The organism is Streptomyces sp. DG1A-41 (assembly GCF_037055355.1).
Classification (GTDB): Bacteria; Actinomycetota; Actinomycetes; order Streptomycetales; family Streptomycetaceae; genus Streptomyces.
Map to the genome: position 1 here is coordinate 2,529,240 of NZ_CP146350.1, position 25,491 is coordinate 2,554,730.

Consider the following 25,491-nt stretch of genomic DNA (forward strand, 5'->3'; position numbering starts at 1 on the left):
CGGTCCGCCGGCTAACCGCCGATGGCGGACATAGGGCGTTGGGGCTGCAGGAACGAGGGGTCGTCGAGTCCGGAGCCGGCCTTCTTGCCCCGCGTCGCCGTCCGCCAGAGCTCGGCGATCAGCTGGTCGCTCCCACCGCTGCGCAACGCTGCTCGCAGATCGGTTTCCTCGCGGGCGAAGAGGCAGGTGCGGACCTGGCCGTCCGCGGTGAGCCGGGTGCGGTCACAGGTTCGGCAGAAGGGCCGGGTCACCGAGGCGATCACCCCCACCGCGGCCGGTCCGCCGTCGACCAGCCACCGCTCGGCGGGCGCCGAACCCCTCCGGCCCGCCTCCTCCGGGGTGAGGGTGAAGCGCGCGCTCAGGCGCTCCAGGATCTCCGTCGCGCTCACCATCTGGTCACGCTGCCATCCGTGTTGCGGGTCCAGGGGCATCTGCTCGATGAACCGCAGGTGGTAGCCGTGCTCGAGCGCCCAGGCGAGAAGATCGGGGGACTCGTCGTCGTTGAGCCCGCGCATCAGAACGGCGTTGATCTTCACCGGTGCCAGTCCGGCCTCGCGTGCCGCGGTCAGCCCGGCAAGGACATCGTGGTGCCGGTCGCGGCGGGTGAGTGTCTTGAAGCGGTGGGGGCGCAGGGTGTCCAGCGAGACGTTGACCCGGTCGAGTCCGGCGTCCCGCAGCGCGGCCGCGGTGCGGGACAGCCCGATCCCGTTGGTGGTCAGCGAGAGCTTGGGACGGGGGGCGAGCGCGGCGCAGCGGGCGACGATGCCGACCAGTCCCGGGCGCAGCAGCGGCTCGCCGCCGGTGAACCGCACCTCGGTGACGCCGAGGTCGGTGACCGCGATGCGAATCAGCCGGACGACCTCGTCGTCGGTGAGCAACTCCTGCTTGGCCAGCCAGGCCAGTCCTTCCTCGGGCATGCAGTAGGTGCAGCGCAGGTTGCAGCGGTCGGTCAGCGAGACGCGCAGATCGGTGCCGATCCGCCCGTAGGTGTCGATCAGCACGGGTGCCGCCTTCTTTCGGGGTGATGCGTGGAGCTGCCGGACGCGTGCGGCAGCGGTTGGAGCATTCCGCGGCCGGCAGCACCGACTTGCCGCCGGTCAGGTTCACTGTGACCACGAGGTCGGCCGACCATGGAAACCGAGGGTGGCTGTGGCCTGTAAGGGGTCCTTGCACTATGAGCGCCCGGGTCGCGCGCTCATAGTGCACGGACCCCTAAGCAGCCGTCAGACCACCTTCGGTACCGGACGTTCGCCGTCCGGCGGCAGGGCGCCCTCGGACGCCGACCAGGCCGCGGCGAGCGCGTTGACCGTCTCGGTGGCGACCGGCAGTTGCGCGCCGCGTCCGACGGCGACACCCAGCAGAAAGGTGGTGAGCGGTGCGGCTGGTCGGGCGACCTGGTGCGCCACGTTCTTCGCGACGTCCAGCACCCCGTCACGGTCCAGCACCCCCGCGTGCAGAGCGAGTTCACCGGTCACCTGGGCGATCCATGTGTCCAGGGGGTTCATGGCTGCTCACACCACCTGACGGACCAGTGCCGCGGCCGCGCTGGGGGTCTTGCCGACCCTCACGCCCGCCGCCTCCAGTGCCGCCTTCTTCGCCTGCGCGGTGCCGGACGAACCCGAGACGATGGCACCGGCGTGACCCATCGTCTTGCCTTCCGGGGCGGTGAAGCCGGCGACATAACCGATCACGGGCTTCGTGACGTGCTCACGGATGTAGTCGGCGGCGCGTTCCTCGGCATCGCCGCCGATCTCACCGATCATGACGATGACGTCGGTCTCCGGGTCGTCCTGGAAGGCCCGGAGCGCATCGATGTGGGTGGTGCCGATGACCGGGTCGCCGCCGATGCCGACGCAGGTGGAGAAGCCGATGTCACGCAGTTCGTACATCAACTGGTAGGTCAGCGTCCCGGACTTGGAGACCAGGCCGATCCTGCCGGGCCCGGTGATGTCCGCGGGGATGATGCCGGCGTTGGACTTTCCAGGGCTGATGATGCCGGGACAGTTCGGTCCGATGATGCGGGTGGCGTTGCCCTTCGCCGTCGCGTGGGCCCAGATGGCGGCCGCGTCGTGGACGGGGACGCCCTCGGTGATCACGACGCACATGCCGATGCCCGCGTCGATCGCCTGGATCACCGCGTCCTTCGTGAACGCGGGCGGGACGAACGCCACGGAGACGTCGGCGCCGGTGGCGTCCATCGCCTCGGCCACCGTGCCGAAGACCGGGACCGGGCTCCCGTCCACGTCGGCCTTCTGGCCGGCCTTCCGCGGGTTGACGCCCCCGACGACGGCCGTTCCGGCGGCCAGCATCTTGGCCGTGTGCTTCATGCCTTCCGCGCCGGTCATACCCTGGACGATCACTTTGCTGTGCTCGGTGAGGAAGATGGCCATCCGTATCACGCTCCCGCAGCGGCGAGTTCGGCGGCCCTCTCGGCCGCGTTGTCCATGGAGTCCACCTGGAACACGCCGGGCAGGTTCGCCTGGTCGAGGATGACTCGGCCCTGTTCGGCGTTGTTCCCGTCGAGGCGGACGACGACCGGCTTGTTCACCGGATCGCCCCGGCTCTCCAGCAGCCGGAAGGCCTGGACGATGCCGTCGGCGACGGCATCGCAGGCGGTGATGCCGCCGAAGACGTTCACCAGCACGCTGTGCACGTCCGGGTCGCCGAGGATGATGTCGAGACCGTTCGCCATCACCTCGGCCGACGCCCCGCCGCCGATGTCCAGGAAGTTCGCCGGCTTCACACCCTTGTGCCGCTCGCCGGCGTAGGCGACCACGTCGAGGGTGGACATCACCAGCCCCGCGCCGTTGCCGATGACGCCGACCTGGCCGTCCAGCTTGACGTAGTTGAGGTGCTTCTCCTTGGCCCTGGCCTCCAGCGAGTCCTGCGTCTGCACGTCCGCCAGCGCGGCGTGCCCGTCATGCCGGAAGCGGGCGTTGTCGTCAAGCGTGACCTTGCCGTCCAGCGCGATGATGCGGTCCTGCCGGTCCAGCACCAGCGGGTTGACCTCCACGAGGAGGGCATCCTCGGCGACGAACACCTCCCACAGCTTCTTCAGCGTGGCGGTTACCGCCTCGGCCGCCTCGGCGCGGAATCCGGCGGCGGCGACGATCGTTCCCGCCGTCGCCTCGTCGATCCCGACGGCCGGGTCGACGGGGACCTTCGCCAGCGCCTCGGGCTTCTCGGCGGCTATCTGCTCGATCTCCATGCCTCCGGCCGTCGAAGCCATCGCAAGGAACGTCCGGTTGGTGCGATCGAGCAGGATGGAGACGTAATACTCCTCGGCGATCTCACTGGCGGGTGTGATCAGCACCTGCCGCACCGTGTGGCCCTTGATGTCCATGCCGAGGACGGCCTTGGCCTTCAGTGCGGCCTCGTGCGGCGTCGCGGCCAGCTTCACCCCGCCGGCCTTGCCCCGCCCACCGGTCTTCACCTGGGCTTTGACCACCACCCGTGGGCCGAGCTGCTCGGCAGCGGCACGCGCGTCTTCCGGTGTGGCGGCCACGATCCCCGGAAGCACAGGCACCTCATGCGCGGCGAACAGATCTCGTGCTTGGTACTCGTACAAGTCCATGTAGTGCCTCCCTGCCGCTGGCACGGCGTGTGCAGCGGGTGAACCGGTCGAGAGCGCGCGGGCGCGAACCGGACGACAACGCCGCCCCACGGAACGTCGGCTGCGGCAGAGTCAGGATAGGACGGCGGGATACTGTATGCAATACTGCTGCTCGCTTGGCTGACGCCGACGTCACCGCGCCCATCACAGGGGGGCCAGGGACTCCTGATGAGGCCCCGCCACGATTCGTGCGGCGCCGGGTGTGCGGCGCGGGTACGCCGACACCGCCCTGTCCGACACCGACGGCAGGTCCGGCTTCCGGTGAGCGCCCGACATGCGCACCATCAGCGCCTCGCAGAAGGCTCCGGCCAGTCCGATGTCGTCGCACGGGGCCGGCTTGAAGACGAACTCGAGCTCGCCCAGGTCCGGCAGTCGCACGGCACCGGTCAGCTCGCACAGGTCGTCGGGCGTGAGCGAGCGAGCGTGCACCGTCACACCCAGTCCGGCGCGCACGGCAGCCCAAAGGCCCGTCACATCACTGCTCGTCGCCGCCCTGAACCACCGCTGCCCGCGAGCGCACAGCGCTTCGATCGCCCGCGTCGTCGCCGAGCACGGGCAGGAAGGAAGCACCAGAGGGAGCGGTTCGTCCCTGTCGACGCGTGTGTATGGGTGACCGACCCATACCAACCGGTCCCTCCAGACGAGCTTGCGGTCGCTCTCACCGGGTCGCCGCTCACCGAGAACGAGGTCGAGGACCTCGTCCTCGAGCATCATCTCCAGGACACGGCTCGGCCGAACGGCGAGTTCGACCCGCGTCCGCGGATTCATCTGGAGGAACTCGGCGATGGCCGACGGTACATCGGTTTCCGCGAGTTCTTCGGCGAGCCCGAAACGCAACACCCCGGAAACCACACCTGATCGGGCGAAGTGAGTCATGGCGCGCGCTTCGGCGTCCAATATGGAACTGGCGAATCCGATCAAAGCCTCGCCGTCGGCAGTGAGTTGCACCGAATGAGTGTCCCGGGTGAAAAGCTTCCTTCCGACAGCTGTCTCCAGCTTGCGGATGTGCTGGCTCACCGTCGACTGCTGAAGTCCGACTTCCGCGGCGGCGTGCGTGAAACTCAGCGTTCGCGCTACCGCGACGAACGTCCTGAGATGCGTGGGGTTGAGCATGTCCGCATCCTCGCGTGGGAATCGGCGCATGAACTGCGGGGCAACGGTGAGGGCCGACGTCACGTCATGGCGCAGACCGAGGGGCAGATCCGCCCGGGCACGTGGCCCGGCGCTGTCGTCCCGCGTCCGCATCCCGGCCGCGACGCCACGGGAGGTGCGCTGTTCCACGCAGACGCGCCGTCCACCTCAGAAATCGTATGCAGTATGGAAGGAGTCGTCCAGCTTCTGACGGGCGAAATCAGGGAGCGGTGGCCCGATCGTCCGCGGGCCGGGCACCATCCGCCGCGCACCGCGCACTTCGGGCGGCACGGTCTCCCCTGGGCGGCGCCACGACCGTGAAGGCGGTCGAGCGCGCCTTCCAGCTGCTCGAAGCCATCCGGCCCGACGGGTCAGCAGCTTGCAGGAGTGGGGCCTGGCCCCGCGCGGCGCGCCGCCTGGCTCGGGCAGCAGGCGACCCGTCAGCTTGGGCACTGGGCACGCCCGTGCCTCCACACCCTCGTCGAAGAGACGCGAGAGTCGGCTCGCCCCGCCGGACCGGACGCGTGCCACGTCGTCGTCTCGGCCGGCGGCGAGGTTCGAGGATTACGTCAGCGGTCCCGCCGGACTGATCAGCTCCGTGTGCCTGGCTCGGCCCACCAGGCCCGGCAGCTCCAGTTCCTCGGCGACGCCCGGGGAGACCCCGCTGACCGTGAAACCGTAGACGGCGATGGTCGCCGCCAGGCCGAGGGCTCCCCCGGTCAGCGCGCCGGAACGGAGTCGGCCCCAGGTCGGCGACCTGGGCCGGCTCTCAGGGTGACCCGGCCGACGCCGTCCCTTGCGGCGGTCCGGGCTCAGGGCCTGCCAGGCGTCTCGCGCGGGTCGCGGGGACCAGCGAGAGGGGCCGGGCGGTCCGGTTCAGATGATGACCTGCTTGTCGCGCATCGCGGAGATGGCAGCCCCGTCGTAGCCGAGTTGGTTGAGGACTTCGTCGGTGTGCTCGCCGAGCAGCGGGGCGCCCTTGATGTCGGGCTTGAACCGCGAGAACTTGACCGGGCTGCCGACGGTCAGATACGTTCCCCGGCCCTTCTGCTCGACCTCCACGACCGTCCCGCTCTTGCGCAGCGCGGCGTCCTCGGCGATCTCCTTCATGCTCAGCACGGGCGCGCAGGGCACCTCCCACTTGCGCAGGATGTCGACCGCCTCGTACTTCGTCTTGTCGGCCAGCCACTTCTCGATCTCTTCGAAGATTTCGAAGATGTGGTTCTGACGGGCCTTGGCGGTGGCGTACTCCGGGTCCCCGACCCACTCGGGGCGGCCGATGGCCTCGGCGGTCCGCTTCCAGTTCTGCTCCTGGATCGTGAAGTAGATGTAGGCGTTGGGGTCGGTCTCCCAGCCCTTGCACTTCAGCACCCAGCCGGGCTGGCCGCCGCCGCCGGCGTTGCCGCCGCGCGGCACCGCCTCCCCGAACTCGCCGTTCGGGTACTGCGGGTACTCCTCCAGGTAACCCACCCGGTCCAGGCGCTGCTGGTCGCGGAGCTTGACCCGGCACAGGTTGAGCACGGCGTCCTGCATCGACACCGACACCTTCTGGCCCTTGCCGGTCCTGTCGCGGTCGATCAGCGCCGTCAGCAGGCCGATCAGCAGGTGCATGCCGGTGTTGCTGTCACCGAGGGCGGCGCCGCTGACGGTCGGCGGTCCGTCCCAGAAACCGGTCGTCGAGGCGCCACCGCCGGCGCACTGGGCGACGTTCTCGTAGACCTTGAGGTCGTTCCACGGCGAGTCCTCGTTGAAGCCCTTGACGGAGCCGAAGATCAGCCGCGGATTCCACTCGTGGAGCGTCTCCCAGCCCAGACCCATGCGGTCCATGGCGCCCGGCGCGAAGTTCTCGACGAGGATGTCGGCCTGACGGACCAGCTTCTCCATGACCTCCCGGCCCTCAGGGGCCTTGGTGTTGATGGCCAGGGAGCGCTTGTTGCTGTTCAGCATGGTGAAGTACAGCGCGTCGGCGTCGGGGATGTCGCGCAGCTGATTACGCGTCACGTCGCCGCCGGTGGTGCGCTCGACCTTCAGTACGTCGGCGCCGAGCCAGGCGAGCATCTGCGTACAGGCCGGACCGGCCTGCACGCCGGTGAAGTCGATCACCTTTATCCCGGAAAGGGGCAGTTCAGTCATGTTTGCTTTCTCTCTCGTGAATCGTCTGGAACGGAAGCGCGCGTCTAGCCGAGCGCGCCGCTCACTTGACGGTGATGCCCTTGGGGTTCAGGTGCGCGATGTTGCCGCTCTCGGTGCCGTCCGTGGGGTCGATCACGCAGTCGATGAGCGCCGGCCCACCGGCGGCCAGGGCCTCGCGCAGGGCGGTGGCGACCTCAGTGGGCGTCGTCGCCTGATAGCCCTTGCCGCCGAACGCCTCGATCATGAGGTCGTGGCGGGCCTTCAGCGCCGTCGGCGCCGGGTCGTCGGTGGCGGACGGGTCGTCTCCGCGGTAGACACCGCTGTTGTTGAGGACGACGGTCACGATGGGCAGGTTGTAGCGGCAGACCGCCTCGATCTCCATACCGCTGAATCCGAAGGCGCTGTCGCCCTCGATGGCGACGACCGGGTCGCCGGTCTCGACGGCGGCGGCGATGGCGTAGCCCATGCCGATGCCCATCACGCCCCAGGTGCCGCTGTCCAGCCGGTGCCGCGGCACCTTCATGCCGATCGTGTTACGGGCCAGGTCCAGCGCGTTGGCACCCTCGTTGACGACGTAGATGCGCTCGTCCTCGCTGAGCACGTCGCGAATGGCCTGCAGCGCGCCCAGGAACTTCATCGGGTGCGCCGTCTTCGCGGCCTCCAGGCGTCCGGCCATCTTGGCGACGTTCTGCGCAGATCGGGAGGCGAGTTCCTCGCGCCACTGCGCCGGTGCCGCGATCCGCCCCGGCTTGCTCCGCTCAGCCAGCGTCTCCAGCACCGAGCCGACATCGCCGACCAGCGGAGCCGCGATGGGCTGGTTGCTGTCCATCTCCGAGGCCGCGATGTCGACCTGGACGAACTTGGCGTCCGCGTTCCACTGCGGTGCGTCGCCGTGACCGAGCAGCCAGTTCAGGCGCGCGCCGACCAGCATCACGACATCCGCCCGGCGCAGCGCCAGCGACCGTGCCGTAGCCGCCGACTGCGGGTGGTCATCGGGCAGCAGGCCCTTGGCCATCGACATGGGCAGGTAGGGGATGCCGGTGGTCTCGACGAACTCCCGGATCTGCTCATCGGCCTGTGCGTACGCCGCCCCCTTGCCCAGCACGATCAGCGGACGCTCAGCACCCGCGAGCAGCTCGATCGCCCGGTCCACGGCCTCCGGCTGCGGCAGCTGACGCGGCGCCGGGTCGACGAGCCGCCACAACGACGCGGCGCCTTTCCCGGCGTCGATGACCTCACCCAGCACCGCGGCCGGGATGTCCAGATAGACGCCGCCCGGTCGTCCCGAGATCGCGGTACGGATCGCACGGGCGATGCCACGGCCGATGTCCTCGGCCCGGTGCACCCGGTAGGCCGCCTTGACGAACGGCTTCGCGGCCGCGAGCTGGTCCATCTCCTCGTAGTCGCCCCGCTGGAGATCGACCAGGTGCCGCTCGCTGGACCCCGAGATCTGCACCATCGGGAAACAGTTGGTGGTGGCGTTCGCAAGCGCCACCAGCCCGTTGAGGAAACCCGGTGCGGACACCGTCAGACAGATGCCCGGCTTCTGCGTCAGGAACCCGGCCGCCGCCGCCGCGTGCCCGGCGTCGCTCTCGTGCCGGAAACCGATGTAGCGAATCCCCGACGCCTGCGCGAGACGGGCCAGGTCGGTGATCGGGATGCCGACGACCCCGTAGATCGTCTCGACGCCGTTCATCTTCAGCGCGTCGACAACCAGATGGATCCCATCGGTGAGAGCGGCCGGATCGCCGGCGCCCTCCACGCCCGTGTCCTGTACGACAGCCTCCGTCATGGTACGGATCCTCTCTAGCGGCTCACCGAGTTCCTCTTACGCCTCACCATCCGCGTAAGGGGGCCGACTCGTCCAAGATCTGTTGCCAACCAGCTGATTTACGTTGTTTATCGATGCGGGCGCAGAGCCCCCGCATGCGCCACCTTGCGCTCCGGGCCTCCCGTCAGGCGCGGTGGTGACATGGGTCCCTGTCGGTCCGGGGCGGGGCGGGCCCGGTCAGCTCGCGACGCGGACGTCCACGGGCTGCTTGTCGTACCCGGCCTCGTCCGTGCCGGGCGAGGCAGAGAAGTCCGGCCGCCCCGGCACGAAGACCTCGTCCAACGACAGCCCCGCGACCACGTTGAGGAACTCCCTGGCCGCGACCGAGCCGGGCGTCGCCGCGTAGATCGCCATCGAGATCTGCGCCCTGGCGTCCGGCTCGACCAGCCGGACGGCCCTGGTCGGGCCGCTCATCGGCATGGCGCTCAGCCATGTGTGCGGCACGACACTCGCCCACGCCCCGGTGGCGACATGGGCGCAGAGGGAGGCGACGGAGTCCGTCTCGACCTGGGGGGTCGCCACGGCCCCGCAGCTTTCGAAGGCGTCGTCGATGAACTGGCGGAACCGCATGTCCGGCGTCAGCAGCGCCAGCGGGAGCTGGGCCGCTTCCGCCCAGGTGATCGTGGGGCTCGGGGGCACGAGGTGATCGCCGGACACCAGCAGCACGTACTGCTCCTCGTACAGCGGCACCATCTCCAGGCCGTCCCGGTCCTCGGGCCCGAAGTGGGCGATGGCGGCGTCCAGCTCGAAGTCGCGTAGCTGCCGCACCAGTTCCGCGGAGGACAGCCGGGAGCACACCTTCACCCTGGCCAGCGGGTGCATCGCGCAGAACGCGGCCACGGGCAGCCCTGTCGTGGTCGACACGGTGGGTCCTGTCCCCAGGCGCAGCGTTCCGGTGATGCCCGACCGCATGACGGCCACCTCGGACTTGAAGGCGTCGTGCTCGGCGAGGATCCGCTTGGCCCATACGACGAGCCGCTCGCCCTCCGGGGTCAGGCCCTCGAAGTTGTGCCCCCGGTTGATCAAAGTGACGTTCAGCTCCCGCTCCAGCTTGGCGATGGCGATCGACAGCGCTGGCTGCGAGACGTAGCAGGCCTCCGCCGCCCGTGCGAAGTGCTTCTCCCTGGCCACTGCGACGAAGTATTCGAGCTGCCGGAACAACATGAGCGGCTCCTCAGGGGCTGATGGCGTCACAGGGCCGGCCGGGGCACGTCCGATGCCGCTGGAATCAAGTCTACTGTATGCAGTATTCCTTACGGACGAGGGAACGCCATACCCTCGAGGGCGTCAATTCGGAGAAGGCGTCCGCCACACACGCGATCGCGTCCGCGGGCGCACCCAGGAGGAAGGAACCATCGTGGGCGAGAGCAGCAACGCGACAGCCGCAAGCGAGGCCTCGAAGGAGACGGCGGACTCCGGCACCGGACGTACGGGCGAGCCGGAGGCCTGGCTGGCCCAGGCGATCGTGCGCGAGTCACCCGAGGCCATCGTGGTCGCCGACCCGGACGGGATCATCCTGGTGTGGAACAACGGAGCGGAACGCATGTTCGGCCACACGGCGGCCGAGGCCGTGGGCCAGAGCCTCGATCTGATCATCCCGGAGAAGCTGCGGGCGCGGCACGACAAGGGCTACCGGAACACGATGGCCACCGGCCAGACCCGCTACGGCGACAAGCTCCTCGGCGTGCCGGCCACCCACCGGGACGGCCACCGCCTGTCGATCGAGTTCACGGTGGCGCTGCTGCGGGACGCGACCGGGCGGATCGCCGGAATCTCCGCGATCATGCGCGAGGTCACGGAGCGCCGCAACACGGAGAAGGCCCTGCGCACCCGGCTGGCGGAACTCGAGCGCCAGCTGCCCGCGGCTTCCCCTGCCTGACGGCGCGTCCGACGGGTCATACCCCGCCGACCGTGCGGAACGGCCCCGGCACGCACCGGACCGGGCTGTGAATTGCCTTCCGATACAAGGTCCGGCGTCGATGACGATCTCGTCCGCCGGGGAACGGTCACGTCGCCGAGGCAGAGGACGACCTTGTGGTGGTCGATGTCGGTGTCGGTGTTGTCGGAGCGCGTGCCGCGCGCCACCCACCTCGCCGCGATGCGGGCAGTCGCGGTGCGGGCAGTCGCGGTGCTCGACTCGACTTCATCAACGCCGAATCGACCGCGGCCATGCGCCGACGCGCTTCGCCTGGGCGGAGTGACGCCCGCTCTTCCGCGGCACTGCAGCCGGATTGACCGCGCCCACCACGCTCGGCACAGCGGACAACCGGACCGTGACGTCGTCCCGGCCGTGGCTCCGGAGACGACCGTGTGAACCGCGAACGCGCCTGATCCCTGGTCCAGTTGCCCGTCTCATCGTCCGTCTCCGGGTAAGTGCGGGCCGAGGATCGCCACCGGCCGGCGCGTAGTCGACGCGGCCGATGACGGCCTGCCGGAGCCGACGGCGAGCAGGGCCGCGCGCGAGGCGTGGAAGCCGTGCACCACTTGTACGAAGAGAGCCGGACGCCCATTTCCGCGATCCCGACGACACGTCGCCCAGTGGCCCGAAATCCCCATGACGAGCCGAAAGAATAAGCACCTCGTGCTTCGGCGTTTCTCCGCTTGATCGGCGCCACCTATCAAGGGGCAGGAACTGCCTTTTTGACGGGTTCGATGAACTGGCTTAGCTTCTTTCCGCTGGACGGATATTCGCGGCAGCCTCCGCGAAGTCGGACGCGGAAAGGCAGGGCAGAGGAATGGGTGTTCAGGAAGACCCCACCGACGATCGTCTGGCGGTCACGCCGCCCAAGACCTGGGCGACCGGTGTCCCCGCGGTCACCCACGCGCTGCGGTACTCGCTGAGCCAGACGTCGCCCCGCCGGACGATGCTGACGCTGCTGACCATCAACCAGGTTGAGGGCGTCGACTGCCCGGGCTGTGCGTGGCCGGAGCCGGAGCCCGGCAAGCGGCACATGAACGAGTACTGCGAGAACGGCGCCAAGCACATCAACGACGAGGCGACCTCGCGACGAGTGCGGCCCGAGTTTTTCCGGCAGTACACCGTCGAGGAATTGGGCCGGAAGTCCGACTACTGGCTCAACCAGCAGGGGCGGCTGACCGAACCGATGGTCAAGCGGCCGGGTTCGGACCACTACGCGCCCATCGGCTGGGAGGAGGCGTTGTCCCTGATGGCTCGGGAACTGCGTGAACTCGACTCCCCGGACGAAGCCCTCTTCTACACCTCCGGCCGCCTGGGCAACGAGGCGGCGTTCCTCCTCCAGCTCTTCGCCCGCGCGTACGGCACCAACAACCTGCCGGACTGCAGCAACATGTGCCACGAATCCAGCGGGGCCGCGCTGAACGAGACACTGGGCATCGGCAAAGGCACCGTGAGTCTCGACGACCTCCACAACGCCGACCTGGTCTTCGTCGTGGGCCAGAACCCGGGCACGAACCACCCGCGCATGCTGTCCGCCCTGGAGAAGACCAAGCGCAACGGCGGCAGTGTCGTCGCCGTCAACACGCTCCCCGAGGCCGGGCTGATGCGGTTCAAACACCCGCAGCGGCCCCGCGGCGTGCTGGGCCGGGGCACGGTCATCGCGGACCAGTTCCTGCACATCCGCGCCGGCGGAGACCTCGCGCTCTTCCAGGCGCTGAACCTACTGCTGCTCCAGGCCGAGGACGAGAACCCGGGCACGGTCCTGGACCACGACTTCATCCGCGAGCACAGCACGGGCTTCGAGGCGTTCGCCGAGCACGCGCGCAAGACCTCCTGGGACGACGTCCTGGTGGCCACCGGTCTCACCCGCGAGGAGATCGAGCAGGTTCACGAGCGCGTCCTGAAGGCCAGGAGTGTCATCGTGTGCTGGGCGATGGGCGTCACGCAGCACAAGCACGGGGTCGCCACCATCCGTGAGATGGTCAACTTCCTCATGCTGCGCGGCAATCTCGCCAGGTCCGGCGCCGGGGTGTGCCCGGTGCGCGGCCACAGCAACGTCCAGGGCGACCGCACCATGGGCGTGTGGGAGCGGATGCCGCAGAGTTTCCTCGACGCCCTGGAGCGCGAGTTCGGCTTCACCTCGCCCAAGAAGCACGGCTACGACTCGGTCGACGCCATCCGCGCCATGCGCGACGGCAAGGCGAAGTTCTTCCTCGGCGTGGCCGGGAACTTCGTACGCGCCGCACCCGACAGCGAAGTGACCGAGCAGGCGATGCGCCGCTGCCGGCTGACGGCGCACATCTCCACCAAGCTCAACCGCTCCCACACCGTCTGCGGCGAGACGGCCCTCATCCTGCCCACGCTCGGCCGCAGCGACCGGGACGTCCAGGCCGGCGGCGAGCAGTTCGTCACCGTCGAGGACTCCATGAGCATGGTCCACGCGTCGCGAGGACGGCTGGCGCCCGCCTCGGACGGCCTGCTGAGCGAGGTGGCGATCATCTCGCGGCTGGCCCGCCGCACCCTCGGTGACTCCCCCGCCATCCCCTGGGAGGAGTTCGAGGCGGACTACGGCACGGTCAGAGACCGCATCTCCCGTGTGGTGCCCGGCTTCGAGGACTTCAACGAGCGCGTCAGCCGGCCGGGCGGCTTCCTGCTGCCCAACCCCGTCAATGACCTCACGTTCCGCACCTCGACCGGCAAGGCCGTCTTCACCTGCAACGACTTCGAGATGCTGCGGCCCCCGGCAGGTCACCTCGTCCTGCAGTCGCTGCGGTCGCACGACCAGTGGAACACCATCCCGTACGCGATGGACGACCGTTACCGCGGCATCCACAACGGCCGCCGCGTGGTCATGGTCAACCCCGAGGACATGGCGTCCCTGGGACTGGCCGATCTGCAAACGGTCGACCTGGTCAGTGTCTGGCACGACGGCACCGAACGGCGGGCCGAGGGCTTCCGGGTGGTGCCCTATCCCACCTCCCGCGGATCGGCCGCCGCCTACTACCCGGAGACCAACGTCCTGGTTCCACTGGACAGCGTCGCGGACATCAGCAACTGCCCCACATCCAAGGGAATAGTGGTCCGGCTGGAGCCGGCTGCCGCCGATCGCGCCTGATACTGCGCCCGGACTCTGCTGTCTGACCTGGGACGATTCGGGCGGCTCGGGTGGAGTGGGCTGATGGCCGGCAGGGGCGGCCTGCGGAGAAAACCCCTCGATCGCGCCACCGGCGGCGACAATGACGGCAACGGGCGACCGCTTGCCGCAGTCGGCGCCACCGGTTCGGCCGGGTGAGGTCCGCGACGACGGGCCGGCCCTGTGATCTCCGTTCCATGACGCGCACCCGCGGAGCCAGCCGCCGGTGAAAAGGGCATGCAGCATAGATTGGGACGTGACCAACCCCGAAGTCACTTCCGATCCACGGGGCGCCGAGCGAAAGGTGCTCAGCCGTGCTCTTCCGCCAGCTCGAATACCTGGTGGCCCTGGCCCGCGAACGCCATTTCGCCCGAGCCGCCCAAAGCTGCGGGGTTTCCCAGCCCTCCCTGTCCGAGGCGATCCGCAAACTGGAAGAGGATTTCGGGGTCCCGCTGATCCAGCGGGGACGGCGCTTCGACGGGCTCACCGCCGAAGGAGAGCGCGTCGTCGTGTGGGCGAGGCAGATCCTGGCCGACCGGGACGCTCTGCGAGGCGAGGTCGACGCCATGCGGACGGGACTGAGCGGCCGTATCCGCATAGGCACCGTGCCCAGCGCCGCCACCGCCGTGCCCCGGCTGATCGACCCCTTGTGCACCCGGCACCCGCTGCTCACCGCGCAGGTGATGGCCGATCTGGCATCGACCGACGTTCTGGCGATGCTCCGGGAGTTCTCCATCGACGCCGCCCTCACCTACCTGGACGACGACGTGCGAGCCGCATTCCGCGTGGTGCCGCTGTACCGGGAGAAGTACGTCCTGCTCACCGATGCGGCCTGGGCACCGGTCCGCGGTGAATCGGTGTCCTGGGCCGAAGCGGCGGCGCTCCCCCTGTGCCTGCTCACCACCGCCATGCGCGGGCGGCGCACCATGGACGCCTTCTTCGCCGAGGAGGGGGCCGAGCCGGTGGCCAGGGTGGAGACGGACTCGTTCGCCTCGCTGATCGCCCACGTGGTGCCGGGGCGGTGGGCCGGGATCGTTCCGCTGGCCTGGATTCACGCGCTCGGTGTGCCCCCGGGGGTGCGGGCCGTACCCATGGCCGACACCTCACCGGCGCCCGAGATCGGCCTGGTGGCCTGCCGTCGGGAACCCGAGTCCGTGACGGTGCAGGCGCTGCTGGCCGCCGCGCGCGAGGTCGATCTCCGCCCCCTGGAGCTGCTTCCCCGGATGCGTATGCCGGGCCCTGACCGAACTCGAGGAAGTGGCCAAGTCGGACCCTGACGGGTTCCCGCGACATCTGTCGTGTGCGCTCTGCCCGTGACGACGCATCGAGGAGTCGTTGAACCGCAAGACTCCATTTCCTGCGCCTCCCCCTCCCCCTGGGTGATGCCGACGTGTTCCCGGGGCCCGTGGCGCCGGCGCTTCCCGGACGGCCCCTTCGAGGCCTGCACCGTCGGGGTCGGGGGCGACCGGCTTTCCGCCGCGTAACGCGGCAAGCCCCCGAAAGACCGGAAAGGGCCTCCGTCCCGGATCAGAGGCGCTTACCAAGGCAAAGCCGCAGGTAGCGGCAGACGAGTCGGGCTGTACGCCGGGTATTCCTGGAGCACCTTTCTGAACTGCGGTTCTCCGGGATCGGACCAGCTGTGACCTGCTAGGACGGGTTGCAGAGACGATCGGAGGCAGTCAGAGGAAACCGCTCTGACTCGACCACGGTTCGACCCGAGCCGCTCGGAGCCAGTCGAGGCAATCGCCCTCTGTTCGGCCCCGAATCGGCCGAGGTCGGGGCGGTGTCGAACGAGTCAGGGCTCCTCTGACAGCGCTCGGAATCGTTCTTGGTCGAGCCGCGATGGGGACGCCTGCCTCCGCTGCGGAGCCAGGCACCGATTGGAGGTCGGTTTCGGACACCACGCGTAGTGTCGGCGGGCCTGGGTGGCGTCCACGTCCTTGCGAGACGACCCCACAGTGGCACACCACACCCACCAGGTAGACTCACCTCGACAGACATTTCACCCGAGCGAACGACTGGCACTTCGCCGGCTGCCTCGGCTGCGGCTGACCTTGTCCTGCTCGGGAATCTCATGGGCCGCTATGCGGCGGGCAGTTACAGCAGGCTCGGATCCGACGGCCAGACCGTGGTCCTGCGTGCGGACCGTCAGGGTGCGGCCGAGCACGGGCACCGGATCACGGCGGCCATCGCCTGCCATGTCGCCCGCGCCGGCGGAACCGTTGATGAGCTGACCCGGCTGCTGCTCCACCCCGACCACGAGGGTGGTCGGCACGCCCGGCACATCGCGATGCGCTCCGGGCAGGCGCGTGCCCTGGACTACATCCGTCGGGTGTGGGCCAGCGCCTCGGACGCGGTGCCAGCACGGGGGCTGTGGAGTCGCGCCAGCATGCGCACGAGGTTCTCGCCACGCTGCGGGACCGGATCGAGACCACGCTCTGGCGCGGCGAACGGGGGCGGACCGCAGTGCGGGTGCTGCGGGCGCATCTGACTTTCGCCGAGATCGCCGGCGGGCCCCTGCACCACGCCAGTGAGCGGCAGACCGCCGAGGAAGCCGGGATATCCCGGACGACCCTTCGGGTCGTCTACGAGACGGTCCTCAAGCCTCAAGGTTGGCTGCGCCGCCTGCGGGTCGGCCATGGCCGGGAGGGCTCCACGTGGTACCTCGCCGACGGCAACGCCCTCGCTTCGCTTTCTCGTTTCCGGACCACTCGGTATCCCCCGACCCGGCACTTGAGGAGTGGCCCACCCCTGAGACAGGGACGACGGCCGACATCGACTCCACCGTCATCGGCCGGCTGATGGGCCACGACGCCTTCGCCCACCACGGCCTCGGCAGCTCCGCCCTCATGCTCATCGGCGCGCTACACGCCCGCCCGGCCCAGACCATCGGCGAGCTCATCGGCTTGGCATCGGTATCCCGGGCCACCGCCTACCGGACCTTGCGCCGCCTGGCCGACCACGGCCTCGTGCACCACAGCGGAGAGACCTGGAGCCTCGCGCCTCGCGCGCCGGAGGGCTTCGGTACCCGCCTGCCGGATGCGGTTCCCGCACCGGCCGCGCACCCGGCACAGGGCCTCGCCCCCACCAAGATCGAGCGCCGCAAGCTCGTGGCCACCTTCGACGAGGCCGAGCGCGCCGCCGCCCGCAACGAGCGCTTTGTGACCGCGGCGAATGACCGGGGTCAGGCGGTTGTGGATCTGTTCCGGGTGCGGCACGGGAAGATCGTCGAGCACTGGGACGTGATCCAGCCGGTGCCGGAGACGTCGGCGAACAACAACACGATGTTCTAGCTGATCTTTGACCTGGGGGCTCGAACGGCGTCTCGTACTTGATCACTCGGGTTGGTAACTGCCGTACATGCAGGCGGACTTCGGCTCACCATGTGCTTCGACCAAGGACCGCACACACCCAGCACGAAGGCCGTGGGGGTGAGTCTGTCGCACCCTGCCGTCCGGCAGGAGCCGTTCGCGGAACTGTCACGCTTCCGGGGCGAGTTCTACTCGTGCCTGTCCAGGCGTTCGGATGCACTGTTCGAACTGGCCGACGCCGTGCTGTGTGCGGATGGCCCGGTCCGCTCACTGGTGGAGCTGTCGCTGGTGGGCGAGCATCGCCGCGGACATGGCGGTCTCTACGACGCTCTGGCCGTGCCACGGACATGGAAGGGCCGGGCCGACGTCGACCGCCGCGAACAAGCAGTTGGCGCACCCCGACGAATGCGATGGCGGTCTCGATGCTGACCTGCCGTTCGCAAGGTGGGCAGGTCAGTCGGTGCGTCAGGCCTGCGCACCGTAGAGGGTGGCGAGTTCTGCGGCCACGGCGGCGAGTTCGGCGCGGGCTTCGGGCGGGTCGAGGACCTCGACAGCGGCGCCCAGGGGGAGCAGGCCGCGTACGTCGGGAAGCTCGCGGAAGGCGAGTTCGGCACGGGCCCAGCGGTCATCCATGGGGTGGGGCGGGGCGACCAGCTGGGAGGCGAACAAGCGCTGGAAGAGTGCCAGTTGCTCGCGGCGTACGCGGCAGCGGACGCGGATGCCATCGGGCAGGCTCTCGAAGCGTTCGCGCAGCAGGGCCCAGACGGTTGCCAGGGTCTGGCCGGGACGTCGGTGGACGGGTTCGTCAGTGACCTCGGCGGCAAGGACGCGGTCGGCGCGGAACAGCCGGGGCTCACCATCCCGGTCGGCGACCAGGTACCAGACGCCTGCCTTGCTGACCAGCCCGTACGGGTCCACGGTGTGGCTGCGCGGCTCGCGGGCGTCGCTGCTGCGGTAGGTCAGCTGGAGCCGGCGGTCGGTGAAGGCTGCGTGCTGGAGCTCCGCGAGATGGGCGTCGGAGGCAGTTTCGGTGCCGTGCATCCAGCGGACGGGGTCGACGAGGACGCGCTCGCTGGTGCGTGCGGCGTCGCCGCGGTGCGGGGCGGGCAGCGCGGCCATGATCTTGCGCAGCGCGGAGCGGATCGCCTCGCCGAGGCCGAGGGCGTCGTGGGTGCCTTCGGTGGCGAGGACGAACAGGGCGCGTGCCTCGTCCATGGTCAGTCCGGTGACGTCGGTGCGGTAGCCGGGCAGCAGCCGTACGCCGCCGCTGCGTCCGCGCTCGGTCCACACCGGTACGCCGGCGGCGGACAGTGCTTCGACGTCGCGGTAGACGGTGCGGACGGAGACCTCCAGGTGCTCGGCGAGTTCGACGTGGGAGATCCGTTCGCGGGTCTGCAGGAGCAGCAGGATGGACAGCAGTCGGTCGGCTTTCACACGAGTGAGCGTAAATCCTGACGCCGGCTGTCAGGTATGGGTGGAATCGCATGACGGAAAGACAGGCTCAGCCATGGCGGACGCGCTTCTCGCCGACATCACCACGGGAACCGTTCGCGGGTCCGAACTCCCCGCGGGGGCCGTCTCTTCGCCGGTATCCCCTTCGCCGCACCCCCGGTGGGCGAGCTGCGGTTCCGCCCGCCCCAGCCGCCCCGGCCGTGGCAGGGTGTCCGCCAGGCCGACACCTTCGCACCGGCGCCCGCGCAGGGCGCGTCCTCCCTGATGCCGGAGGCGAGCCGGAAGTCCTCCTTCCCCGCCTTCCCCACGGCGGAGATCCGGGAGACGTCCGAGGACTGCCTGTATCTCAACGTCTGGACGCCCACGGCGACGGTCGAGGACGCCATCCGCCCCGTCATCGTGTGGATCTACGGCGGCGGATACGAGGCCGGCTTCGCCGCACCCCCCTACAGCGACGGGGCCGCTCTCGCCCGGCAGACCGGCGCGGTCGTCGTCACCGCCAACTACCGCCTGGGAGCATTTGGTTTCCTGCACCTGGCCGACTTCGGCAGTCAGTGGGCGGGGTCGACCAATCTCGCCCTGCAGGACCAGATGGCCGCACTGCGCTGGGTACGGGACAACATCGCCTCCTTCGGCGGCGACCCCGGCAACATCACCGTGGCGGGGCAGTCCGCCGGTGCCTTCGCCATCGGAGCCCTGCTGGCCGTCCCCGAAGCCGCCGGCCTCTTCCACAAGGCGATCCTCCAGAGCGGCAGCAGCGCAACCTGCCCGGCGGCCGGTCCCGGGGTGCCGTGCTCGACGGCAGCGTGCTGCCCGTCGCGCCGCGGCAGGCCGTCGCCGACGGCGCCGCCGCCGACATCCCCCTGCTCGTCGGCGTCACCCGCGACGAAGTGCGCGTCTTCCAGATGATCGGCGGCGACTCCTTCCGCCCCGAGGACGAAACAGCCCTGTACACCGAGATGCGGCGCGCCGGTGTCACAGAGCCGGAGAAGCTCCTCGACGCCTACCGGAGCCGTATCGCCGACTCCGGCGACCTTTCAGCCCTGCGCGGTGTCTTCCTCACCGATGCCCTCTACCGGATCCCGGCCACGCGTCTGGCCCGGGCCCAGGCAGGGGCGGGAGGCCGCGCCTACCACTACCTCCTCGTCGACGAACCGTGCGGACCGGCCATGGGCGCCTTCCACGGCGCCGACCTGCTCCACGTCTTCGACAGTCCGTCCCTCGTCGGCGCCTGGGCCGCCTTCGCCGCCACCGGCTCCCCGGGCTGACCGCCGTACGCCCCGGAAGCCGCGGGCAACTCCCGGGTCATCGGCTGCTCCCCGGCCGACGCCGAACGCATGATCACCGAACCCCCGGCCGACGACGTCACCGCCCTCTGGCCCACGGAAATGCTCTGGGAATCCTGACGGCCGATGTCACGTATGGCGCGGAATGCTGTCTGCCGTCCCGAAGATCGCGCGAGCGAGACCTTTCCGAGGAGCAGAGCCCCATGTCCTACGCCTTCGATCCCGAGCTGGCCCACGTTGTCCCGATGATCAATGATCTGCCGTTCACCGACATAGCCGCCGCCCGCGCGGCCGAGAAGGAGATGACGGCACACCTGCCCGTGTACGAGCCGGCCCGGCCGGTCGACGTCCGCGACACTCTTGTCCCGGGGCCTGAGGGCGCACCGCAGGTCCCGGTCCGGATCTACACCCCGACCGGCGCCGAGGCGACGGATACCGGCCTGCCCGGCCTGGTGTACCTGCACGGCGGCGGCTATGTGCTCGGCAGTCCGGACTTCTGCCACTCCGACCTGCTGCGCATCGCCGACCAGGTCGGCGCGGTGGTGGTCTCGGTAGACTACCGGCTCGCACCCGAGCACCCCTTCCCGGCCGGACTGGAGGACTCCTACGCCGCACTGGTCTGGACAGCCGGGCACACGGCGGAGCTGGGCATCGACCCGGCCCGGCTGGCCGTCGGCGGCGACAGCGCGGGCGGCGGACTCGCCACGGCCGTGGCCCTGCTGGCCCGGGACCGCGGCGGCCCGGCGCTCCGCATGCAGTACCTGGGCATTCCGATGCTGGACGACCGGCTGGAGACGCCCTCGATGCGGGCCTTCACCGAAACCCCGGTGTGGAACCGCCCCATCGCCGAGATCTGCTGGAACCACTACCTGGGAGGCGAGGACCACTACGCAGGCCCCGACCTCTCCGTGTATGCGGCCCCGGCCCGCGCCGCGGACCTCTCCGGGCTACCGCCGGCCTTCGTCTACGTCTGCGAGTTCGACCCCCTGCGGGACGAAGGAATGATCTACGCGCAACGGTTGGTACAGGCGGGCGTCACCACCGAGTTCCACCTCTACCCGGGGACGTTCCACGGCTCCGTGGGACTCACCGACACAGCCATCAGCCAGACGATGCTCTCCGACGTGACGCACGGACTGCGGCGCGGGCTGCGCGCGCGTTCGGGAATCGAGTAGCGCGGCATCGCGGTGTGTCCACGGGGCAACAGACTCTGAGGGCGATCTGAGGATCCGGCCTACGGTCGGGCGGTAATCGCAGTGCTCCGGGGAGACCGGCGGCGGTCTCGCCATGGGAGCCGGGTCGTCCTGGATGGGGTCAATGGCGGTCGTCCCTTTGCCGCCGGCGGCGGGTCGTGGGCTCAGGGCTGTCGTCGGTCGCGGCCTCGGGGGCTCCCCAGGAGGTTTCGAGCGCGGTGCGCAGGGCGGTCACGGCGGTGGCGCCGATGCGCTCAGCGAGGGCGGATTCCAGCCCGGCCAGGAGCTGCATCGTCTCTGCCCGGCGCCGGTGACCTGACTCGGTGAGGCGGACGAGTCTGGACCGGGCGGAGGAGGGGTGGGGTTCGACGGTCACGACGTCGAGGGCGGCCAGCTCGTGGACCCACTGATGCGCCGTCGGGGAGCTGACGCCCAGTCGGCGGGCCAGCTCGGCGATGCTCGCGCCCTCCGAAGGGAGCTGGCTGAGCAGTGTCAGATGAGCCGCGCTGATCCCGGCCGGGCCGTCCTGCTTCTCCATAGCAGCGATCAGGGCGGCCCGGAACCAGTTGTGCGCGCGCCACAACAGCCGGGCCAGCGGCTCGGGTTCCGGTGGGGAGGTGGACATGAGGATCCGCTTTCTGGTGTGGAGCAATGCGCTGGACGCGACAGGCCGATCGTAGTGGCCGGCAGGAACAGCGCCGGGCGACCTCTTGCGTCCATTCATTAGGCCACCTACCATTAGGTTGCCTAGCATTTGGGGGAAAGTCATGCGTGTCATCGCTGTCGAGGAGGCGTTCTCGGCGCCCGACGTGATCCCGTGGTCCATGGGAGGCTCGGGCGACGACCTGGGAGGCCAGTGGCTCAAGGAGGTGGGGTCGCGGCTGGCTGATCTGACGGACCAGCGACTGGCGGAGATGGATGCGGGCGGCGTGGACATGCAGGTCCTGTCGCTCACCACGCCCGGCGTGGAAGTCATCGACGATCCGGCCGAGGCCGTCGCCGCCGCGCGGCGGGTCAACGACTATCTGGCCGGCGTGATCGCCGCTCACCCGACACGATTCGCCGGTTTCGCGGCACTGCCACTGCAGGACCCCGACGCCGCCGTGGTCGAGCTGCGCCGGGCGGTGGAGGAGCTGGGGCTCAAGGGAGTGCTGCACAACGACCATGTCCGCGGCCACTACCTCGACGAACCGCAGTTCCGGCCGCTGTGGGCGGAGCTGGAACGTCTCGGGGTGACGCTCTACATCCACCCCGCAGCCATCCCTGCGGACGACTGGCAGGTCTTCGCGGGATACCCCGAGCTCAACATGATGGCCTGGGGGTGGACGGCGCGTGTTGGCGGCCACGCCCTCCGGCTGATCCACGGCGGGGTGTTCGACGACTTCCCGGGGGCATCGGTGACCCTCGGGCACATGGGGGAACTGCTGCCGTTCCAACTGGCCCGCCTCGACAGTCGCTACAAGGTGGTGAACTCCTCCAACAAGATGCGGCACCTGCCGTCCCACTACGTCCGCAACAACCTGTATGTGACCACCAGCGGCGTCTGCTCCCACGCCGCCCTGCTGGGGGCCACTCACGCCGTCGGTATCGACCGGGTCCTGTTCGCCGTCGACTACCCCTTTGAGTCCACCGTGGAGGCGGTCGAGTTCCTGCGCACCGCGCCCTACGCCCCTGCCGACATCGAACGCATCGCCCACGGCAACGCCGAACGAGTCCTGCACCTGTGAACGAGGCTGCCCACGCCGCTATCGGGGCAGGGTGGGCAGCGGAACCTCACGCCCCACGGGCGGCCGCACATACCGGTGCAGGCCCTCGACGCCGACTTCACCGATGCCGGCCCGTCCGCGTCACAGCTCGGCACATGCGCGTGATGCGGCCGGCAAAGACGCCGGACTCGACGACGGCGTGTCGCGCACGCCTCATGACAGCGCAACCAGCACATTCCTGCAGCGGTGCGAAGAAATCGTCAAGCCGGCCTTTGGCGGAGTACGAGTCCCGCCCGTCCAACCACTCCAGTTCCTCTCACCAAGGCGTGAAGAAGGAGCTTGCGATGCGACTGATCTGCATCGAAGAACACGCTGTCGACCCGGCCATCATGCGGGCGGCGCAACCCACTCTGTACCGCGAAGCCCCGTACATGCGGTGGCTGAGCTCCCCCAAAGCCACCAGCCACCCCCGTGACCGGAACCGGCCCAGTGTGGTCGAGATGAGCGAGGCCATGCGGCTCGGCGCCGATCTCGGCGCCGACCGGATCCGCACCATGGACGAGTACGGTATCGATCTGCAGATCGTGTCCTACACCAGCCCGGCTCAACTCGCCCCCGACGAGCAGGCCGTCGCCCTGACCCGGGCCGCCAACGACCGGCTCGCCCAGGCGATCGCTGCCGATCCGCAACGGCTGCAAGGTTTCGCCGTGCTGCCCTGGCAGGCCCCACAGGCTGCCGCTGACGAACTCGACCGCGCCGTCACCGAACCTGCGCGGAGCTCTGATCGCCCGCCGCGCGGGCCCCGAGAGCTTCGCAAGAGGCGCAGGATGAGCATGCCGCACGGGTGGCCGGAGGCGCTCAGGTCATGGGCCTTGGCGGCGGAGCGCACCGCCCGCGCGGCGGCGACGCGTGATCGCCGGCGAGCGGGAGGGATCACGCAGGTCACAGCGATGCTGCTCGACTCCCCCTGCGGGCCGGTCCTCAGAGAGTGGGCTGGGGGTGCGGTTGGCTGTAGCGGGTGGCGGGGGTGGGGACGTTGCCGCCCGTGAGCAGGGCGGACTCGGCGGCGAGGAAAGCGTCGAGTGCGGCGGTCTGGTCCTCCAGGCCCGGTACGCAGATCGTCTCGCCCAGGCGCAGGCCGGCGAGGCTGGCTCGGGCCACGCCTTCCGCGGTCATGGCAGAGGGGATGTTTCCGTATCCGCCGGCGAACTCCGTCGCCACCACACCCGGGCAGACCACCTGGGTGCGGATGGGGGTGTCGGCGAGTTCGTGGGTGAGGGTGCGAGTGAAGGCGACGGTGGCGGCCTTGGCGGCGTTGTAGATGGTGCGGGACGGCATGTGCGGGTTGTTCTGCCCGGCGCTGAAGGCCAGCAGTGAGGCTACCGTGACGACGGTCCCCTCCCCCGCGGTCAGCATGCCGGGCAGGGCGGCGCGCGCGAGCTGGACGGACGCCACGCCGTTGAGGGTGAGCAGGCGGTCGATCTCCTCCGGGGCGACGTCGACGAGGGGAGCGTAGCCGCCGTCTCCCGCGTTGCTGATCAGCAGCCGGACATCGCCGGCTGGCCAGGCGCTTGGTCACGGCGGTGAGGCCGTCGTGGTTCCCGAGGTCCGCGGGCAGGACCTCCACGGCGGCGCCGGCCGCGCGGAGTTCGTCCGCGAGCTCGGAAAGGCGGTCGGCCCTTCGGGCCACCAGGACGAAGTCGTAGTCGGCGGCGAGGAGTCGGGCGTAAGCGGCGCCTATTCCGGAGGAGGCACCGGTGATGAGAGCAAGAGTACGAGGCATGGGGACAGCTTCCATCAAGCGCCTGCATCACGTCAAACGTTTGATAGCCGACCAGTGTCATATTCTCGCCGTATGACGCTGCATGATGAGGGGCCAGTCAGCGCCGACTCACTGGACCGGGTGACCTGGGCACTGCGGCGGGCAGAATTGGCCGTGACAGCCCTGAAGGAGCAACGGTTGCGCTCGCTTGGCATGGCGGCGGCACACTATTCCCTGCTCATCGCTGTCCACGTCGATCCCGGCCTGGCCGGGGCCGAACTGGCTCGCCGCCTGAACGTCACCCCGCAAGCGGTGGCCTCCCTGGTGGCCCGTCTGGAGGGCCGGGGCCAACTGGAACGCCGGCCGCACCCGCGCCATCGTCATGTGCAGGAGCTCCATCTCACCGACGCCGGCCGCGACGCCCTGCGCAAGGCCGACTCCGTGATCGGGGAGATCGAACAGCAGATCACCGAAAAGCTCGGCACCAAGGACTCCACCCAACTGAAGACGCTCCTCGGCCAGATGACCGATGCGATACAACAGGCGCAACCGGCAGGCCCTCTCAGCAGACCGGTCACCTTGCGCAAAGACGGCACACCGGGGTGACCGTGCAAGCAGCCAGCACGTCATGGCGTTCGAACGCACTGGTATTCCGCACCCACAGATCCCGATGAACTGGGACTGGAGGTCGCCCCCGTCGACGCGGGGATGTTCAGGCCACGCGGAGCAAGATTCGGATCACACCCGAACCAGCCACCCGTCACCTGCCCTGCCCGGCTCGCCACGCGTCGCGCCCTCTCATCGTGGCCGCGCTAATCCTGCTGTTCCCCACGACGGGGCCTCCCAGGACGGGTCCACAGGGATGTTGCGGCCTCGCAGCACCCCCCTCCCCGTAGGCCCCGGACCTGGCAGAGACCACCCGCATCTTCAAGGCCAACGGTCTCGACCCCGTGCCGAAGAAGCCGTGCGCGCCATCCCTGAAGGTCGAGCGTGTCAAGGTGCTGGCCGATGTCGAGACCTCG

At 69.5% G+C, this 25,491-nt stretch carries 21 protein-coding genes and 4 pseudogenes; 11 read left to right on the top strand and 14 right to left on the bottom strand.

The window, feature by feature from the left end; translation table 11 throughout:
• Positions 1 to 11: 11 nt before the first annotated feature.
• The 8 genes from moaA to V8690_RS11865 all read right to left on the bottom strand — a co-directional run bounded on the left by moaA (position 12) and on the right by V8690_RS11865 (position 9,872).
• Entirely contained in the window at positions 12 to 1,001 is a 990-nt protein-coding gene (moaA, locus tag V8690_RS11830; protein ID WP_338778114.1) for a GTP 3',8-cyclase MoaA, read from the bottom strand.
• 222 nt (positions 1,002 to 1,223) lie between these two features.
• Complete coding sequence (locus V8690_RS11835; RefSeq protein WP_338778115.1) at positions 1,224 to 1,505, bottom strand: DUF6457 domain-containing protein; 282 nt, start codon at positions 1,503 to 1,505, stop codon at positions 1,224 to 1,226.
• Positions 1,506 to 1,511: 6 nt separating this feature from the next.
• A complete protein-coding gene (sucD, locus tag V8690_RS11840) occupies positions 1,512 to 2,390 on the bottom strand; it encodes a succinate--CoA ligase subunit alpha (protein ID WP_338778116.1) in 879 nt (292 codons plus the stop codon).
• A 5-nt stretch (positions 2,391 to 2,395) separates the two neighbouring features.
• Positions 2,396 to 3,574, bottom strand: coding sequence for an ADP-forming succinate--CoA ligase subunit beta (gene sucC, locus V8690_RS11845; protein ID WP_338778118.1), 1,179 nt, complete (start codon positions 3,572 to 3,574; stop codon positions 2,396 to 2,398).
• A gap of 183 nt (positions 3,575 to 3,757) precedes the next feature.
• Positions 3,758 to 4,894, bottom strand: a complete 1,137-nt coding sequence (locus V8690_RS11850; protein WP_338778120.1) for a LysR family transcriptional regulator — start codon at positions 4,892 to 4,894, stop codon at positions 3,758 to 3,760.
• A gap of 726 nt (positions 4,895 to 5,620) precedes the next feature.
• Positions 5,621 to 6,877 carry a formyl-CoA transferase gene (frc, locus tag V8690_RS11855; RefSeq protein WP_338778122.1) on the bottom strand — a complete coding sequence of 419 codons (1,257 nt, stop codon included), beginning with the start codon at positions 6,875 to 6,877 and terminating at the stop codon, positions 5,621 to 5,623.
• 61 nt (positions 6,878 to 6,938) lie between these two features.
• The gene (gene oxc / locus V8690_RS11860; protein WP_338778124.1) at positions 6,939 to 8,669 is read right to left on the bottom strand and encodes an oxalyl-CoA decarboxylase; all 1,731 of its coding nucleotides are present in this window, start codon (positions 8,667 to 8,669) and stop codon (positions 6,939 to 6,941) included.
• A gap of 216 nt (positions 8,670 to 8,885) precedes the next feature.
• The gene (locus V8690_RS11865) at positions 8,886 to 9,872 is read right to left on the bottom strand and encodes a LysR family transcriptional regulator (protein WP_338778126.1); all 987 of its coding nucleotides are present in this window, start codon (positions 9,870 to 9,872) and stop codon (positions 8,886 to 8,888) included.
• Positions 9,873 to 10,065: 193 nt separating this feature from the next.
• Between V8690_RS11865 and V8690_RS11870 the strand changes: the two genes are divergently transcribed.
• The 3 genes from V8690_RS11870 to V8690_RS11880 all read left to right on the top strand — a co-directional run bounded on the left by V8690_RS11870 (position 10,066) and on the right by V8690_RS11880 (position 15,036).
• Positions 10,066 to 10,587, top strand: a complete 522-nt coding sequence (locus V8690_RS11870) for a PAS domain S-box protein (RefSeq protein ID WP_338778128.1) — start codon at positions 10,066 to 10,068, stop codon at positions 10,585 to 10,587.
• Positions 10,588 to 11,443: 856 nt separating this feature from the next.
• The gene (locus V8690_RS11875; protein WP_338778129.1) at positions 11,444 to 13,741 is read left to right on the top strand and encodes an FdhF/YdeP family oxidoreductase; all 2,298 of its coding nucleotides are present in this window, start codon (positions 11,444 to 11,446) and stop codon (positions 13,739 to 13,741) included.
• A 332-nt stretch (positions 13,742 to 14,073) separates the two neighbouring features.
• Entirely contained in the window at positions 14,074 to 15,036 is a 963-nt protein-coding gene (locus tag V8690_RS11880) for a LysR family transcriptional regulator (RefSeq protein ID WP_338778130.1), read from the top strand.
• Between the two features lie 725 nt (positions 15,037 to 15,761).
• Here V8690_RS11880 and V8690_RS11885 read toward each other — a convergent pair.
• Together V8690_RS11885 and V8690_RS11890 are read right to left on the bottom strand one after the other, a co-directional pair.
• On the bottom strand, positions 15,762 to 16,034 hold the full coding sequence (locus V8690_RS11885) for a hypothetical protein (RefSeq protein ID WP_338778132.1): 273 nt from the start codon (positions 16,032 to 16,034) through the stop codon (positions 15,762 to 15,764).
• 44 nt (positions 16,035 to 16,078) lie between these two features.
• Entirely contained in the window at positions 16,079 to 16,399 is a 321-nt protein-coding gene (locus V8690_RS11890; RefSeq protein ID WP_338778134.1) for a hypothetical protein, read from the bottom strand.
• Positions 16,400 to 16,917: 518 nt separating this feature from the next.
• On the opposite strand from V8690_RS11890, the pseudogene V8690_RS11895 reads away from it, so the two are divergent.
• A pseudogene (locus tag V8690_RS11895) lies at positions 16,918 to 17,052 on the top strand (SnoaL-like polyketide cyclase); the annotation flags it as partial.
• Between the two features lie 138 nt (positions 17,053 to 17,190).
• Positions 17,191 to 17,445 (top strand): annotated as a pseudogene (locus V8690_RS11900) (transposase); the annotation flags it as partial.
• A 90-nt stretch (positions 17,446 to 17,535) separates the two neighbouring features.
• Here the strand turns inward: V8690_RS11900 and V8690_RS11905 are convergent.
• Positions 17,536 to 18,504, bottom strand: a complete 969-nt coding sequence (locus V8690_RS11905; protein WP_338778137.1) for a WYL domain-containing protein — start codon at positions 18,502 to 18,504, stop codon at positions 17,536 to 17,538.
• A gap of 117 nt (positions 18,505 to 18,621) precedes the next feature.
• Here V8690_RS11905 and V8690_RS11910 point away from each other — a divergent pair.
• From V8690_RS11910 to V8690_RS11920, 3 genes and pseudogenes are all read left to right on the top strand, one after another.
• Positions 18,622 to 19,431, top strand: a pseudogene (locus V8690_RS11910) (carboxylesterase family protein); the annotation flags it as partial.
• Positions 19,329 to 19,790: a carboxylesterase family protein gene (locus V8690_RS11915; protein WP_338778138.1), complete on the top strand. Its 462-nt coding sequence runs from the start codon at positions 19,329 to 19,331 to the stop codon at positions 19,788 to 19,790. The pseudogene V8690_RS11910 and the gene V8690_RS11915, both read left to right, overlap by 103 nt.
• Positions 19,791 to 20,011: 221 nt before the next feature.
• The gene (locus tag V8690_RS11920) at positions 20,012 to 20,983 is read left to right on the top strand and encodes an alpha/beta hydrolase (RefSeq protein ID WP_338778139.1); all 972 of its coding nucleotides are present in this window, start codon (positions 20,012 to 20,014) and stop codon (positions 20,981 to 20,983) included.
• Positions 20,984 to 21,122: 139 nt separating this feature from the next.
• On the opposite strand, the gene V8690_RS11925 is transcribed toward V8690_RS11920, so the two are convergent.
• Positions 21,123 to 21,626 carry a MarR family transcriptional regulator gene (locus tag V8690_RS11925; RefSeq protein ID WP_338778141.1) on the bottom strand — a complete coding sequence of 168 codons (504 nt, stop codon included), beginning with the start codon at positions 21,624 to 21,626 and terminating at the stop codon, positions 21,123 to 21,125.
• Positions 21,627 to 21,768: 142 nt separating this feature from the next.
• On the opposite strand from V8690_RS11925, the gene V8690_RS11930 reads away from it, so the two are divergent.
• Together V8690_RS11930 and V8690_RS11935 are read left to right on the top strand one after the other, a co-directional pair.
• Positions 21,769 to 22,728 carry an amidohydrolase family protein gene (locus tag V8690_RS11930; RefSeq protein WP_338778143.1) on the top strand — a complete coding sequence of 320 codons (960 nt, stop codon included), beginning with the start codon at positions 21,769 to 21,771 and terminating at the stop codon, positions 22,726 to 22,728.
• A 305-nt stretch (positions 22,729 to 23,033) separates the two neighbouring features.
• Entirely contained in the window at positions 23,034 to 23,756 is a 723-nt protein-coding gene (locus tag V8690_RS11935) for a hypothetical protein (RefSeq protein WP_338778146.1), read from the top strand.
• On the opposite strand, the gene V8690_RS11940 is transcribed toward V8690_RS11935, so the two are convergent.
• The gene (locus V8690_RS11940) at positions 23,689 to 24,252 is read right to left on the bottom strand and encodes an SDR family NAD(P)-dependent oxidoreductase (RefSeq protein WP_338785321.1); all 564 of its coding nucleotides are present in this window, start codon (positions 24,250 to 24,252) and stop codon (positions 23,689 to 23,691) included. The two genes, V8690_RS11935 and V8690_RS11940, sit on opposite strands and share 68 nt — an antisense overlap.
• A 73-nt stretch (positions 24,253 to 24,325) precedes the next feature.
• Positions 24,326 to 24,505, bottom strand: a pseudogene (locus tag V8690_RS11945) (SDR family NAD(P)-dependent oxidoreductase); the annotation flags it as partial.
• Positions 24,506 to 24,562: 57 nt separating this feature from the next.
• On the opposite strand from V8690_RS11945, the gene V8690_RS11950 reads away from it, so the two are divergent.
• On the top strand, positions 24,563 to 25,075 hold the full coding sequence (locus V8690_RS11950; protein ID WP_338778149.1) for a MarR family transcriptional regulator: 513 nt from the start codon (positions 24,563 to 24,565) through the stop codon (positions 25,073 to 25,075).
• Positions 25,076 to 25,491 lie beyond the last annotated feature (416 nt).

Coding starts and splice junctions, on each gene's coding strand:
- V8690_RS11930 (WP_338778143.1), top strand. CDS start 21,769: ATGCGTGTCATCGCTGTCGAGGAGGCGTTCTCGGCGCCCGACGTGATC.
- V8690_RS11920 (WP_338778139.1), top strand. CDS start 20,012: ATGTCCTACGCCTTCGATCCCGAGCTGGCCCACGTTGTCCCGATGATC.
- V8690_RS11835 (WP_338778115.1), bottom strand. CDS start 1,505: ATGAACCCCCTGGACACATGGATCGCCCAGGTGACCGGTGAACTCGCT.
- oxc (WP_338778124.1), bottom strand. CDS start 8,669: ATGACGGAGGCTGTCGTACAGGACACGGGCGTGGAGGGCGCCGGCGAT.
- sucD (WP_338778116.1), bottom strand. CDS start 2,390: ATGGCCATCTTCCTCACCGAGCACAGCAAAGTGATCGTCCAGGGTATG.
- V8690_RS11950 (WP_338778149.1), top strand. CDS start 24,563: ATGACGCTGCATGATGAGGGGCCAGTCAGCGCCGACTCACTGGACCGG.
- frc (WP_338778122.1), bottom strand. CDS start 6,877: ATGACTGAACTGCCCCTTTCCGGGATAAAGGTGATCGACTTCACCGGC.
- V8690_RS11890 (WP_338778134.1), bottom strand. CDS start 16,399: ATGGCCGACCCGCAGGCGGCGCAGCCAACCTTGAGGCTTGAGGACCGT.
- V8690_RS11865 (WP_338778126.1), bottom strand. CDS start 9,872: ATGTTGTTCCGGCAGCTCGAATACTTCGTCGCAGTGGCCAGGGAGAAG.
- V8690_RS11875 (WP_338778129.1), top strand. CDS start 11,444: ATGGGTGTTCAGGAAGACCCCACCGACGATCGTCTGGCGGTCACGCCG.
- V8690_RS11925 (WP_338778141.1), bottom strand. CDS start 21,626: ATGTCCACCTCCCCACCGGAACCCGAGCCGCTGGCCCGGCTGTTGTGG.
- sucC (WP_338778118.1), bottom strand. CDS start 3,574: ATGGACTTGTACGAGTACCAAGCACGAGATCTGTTCGCCGCGCATGAG.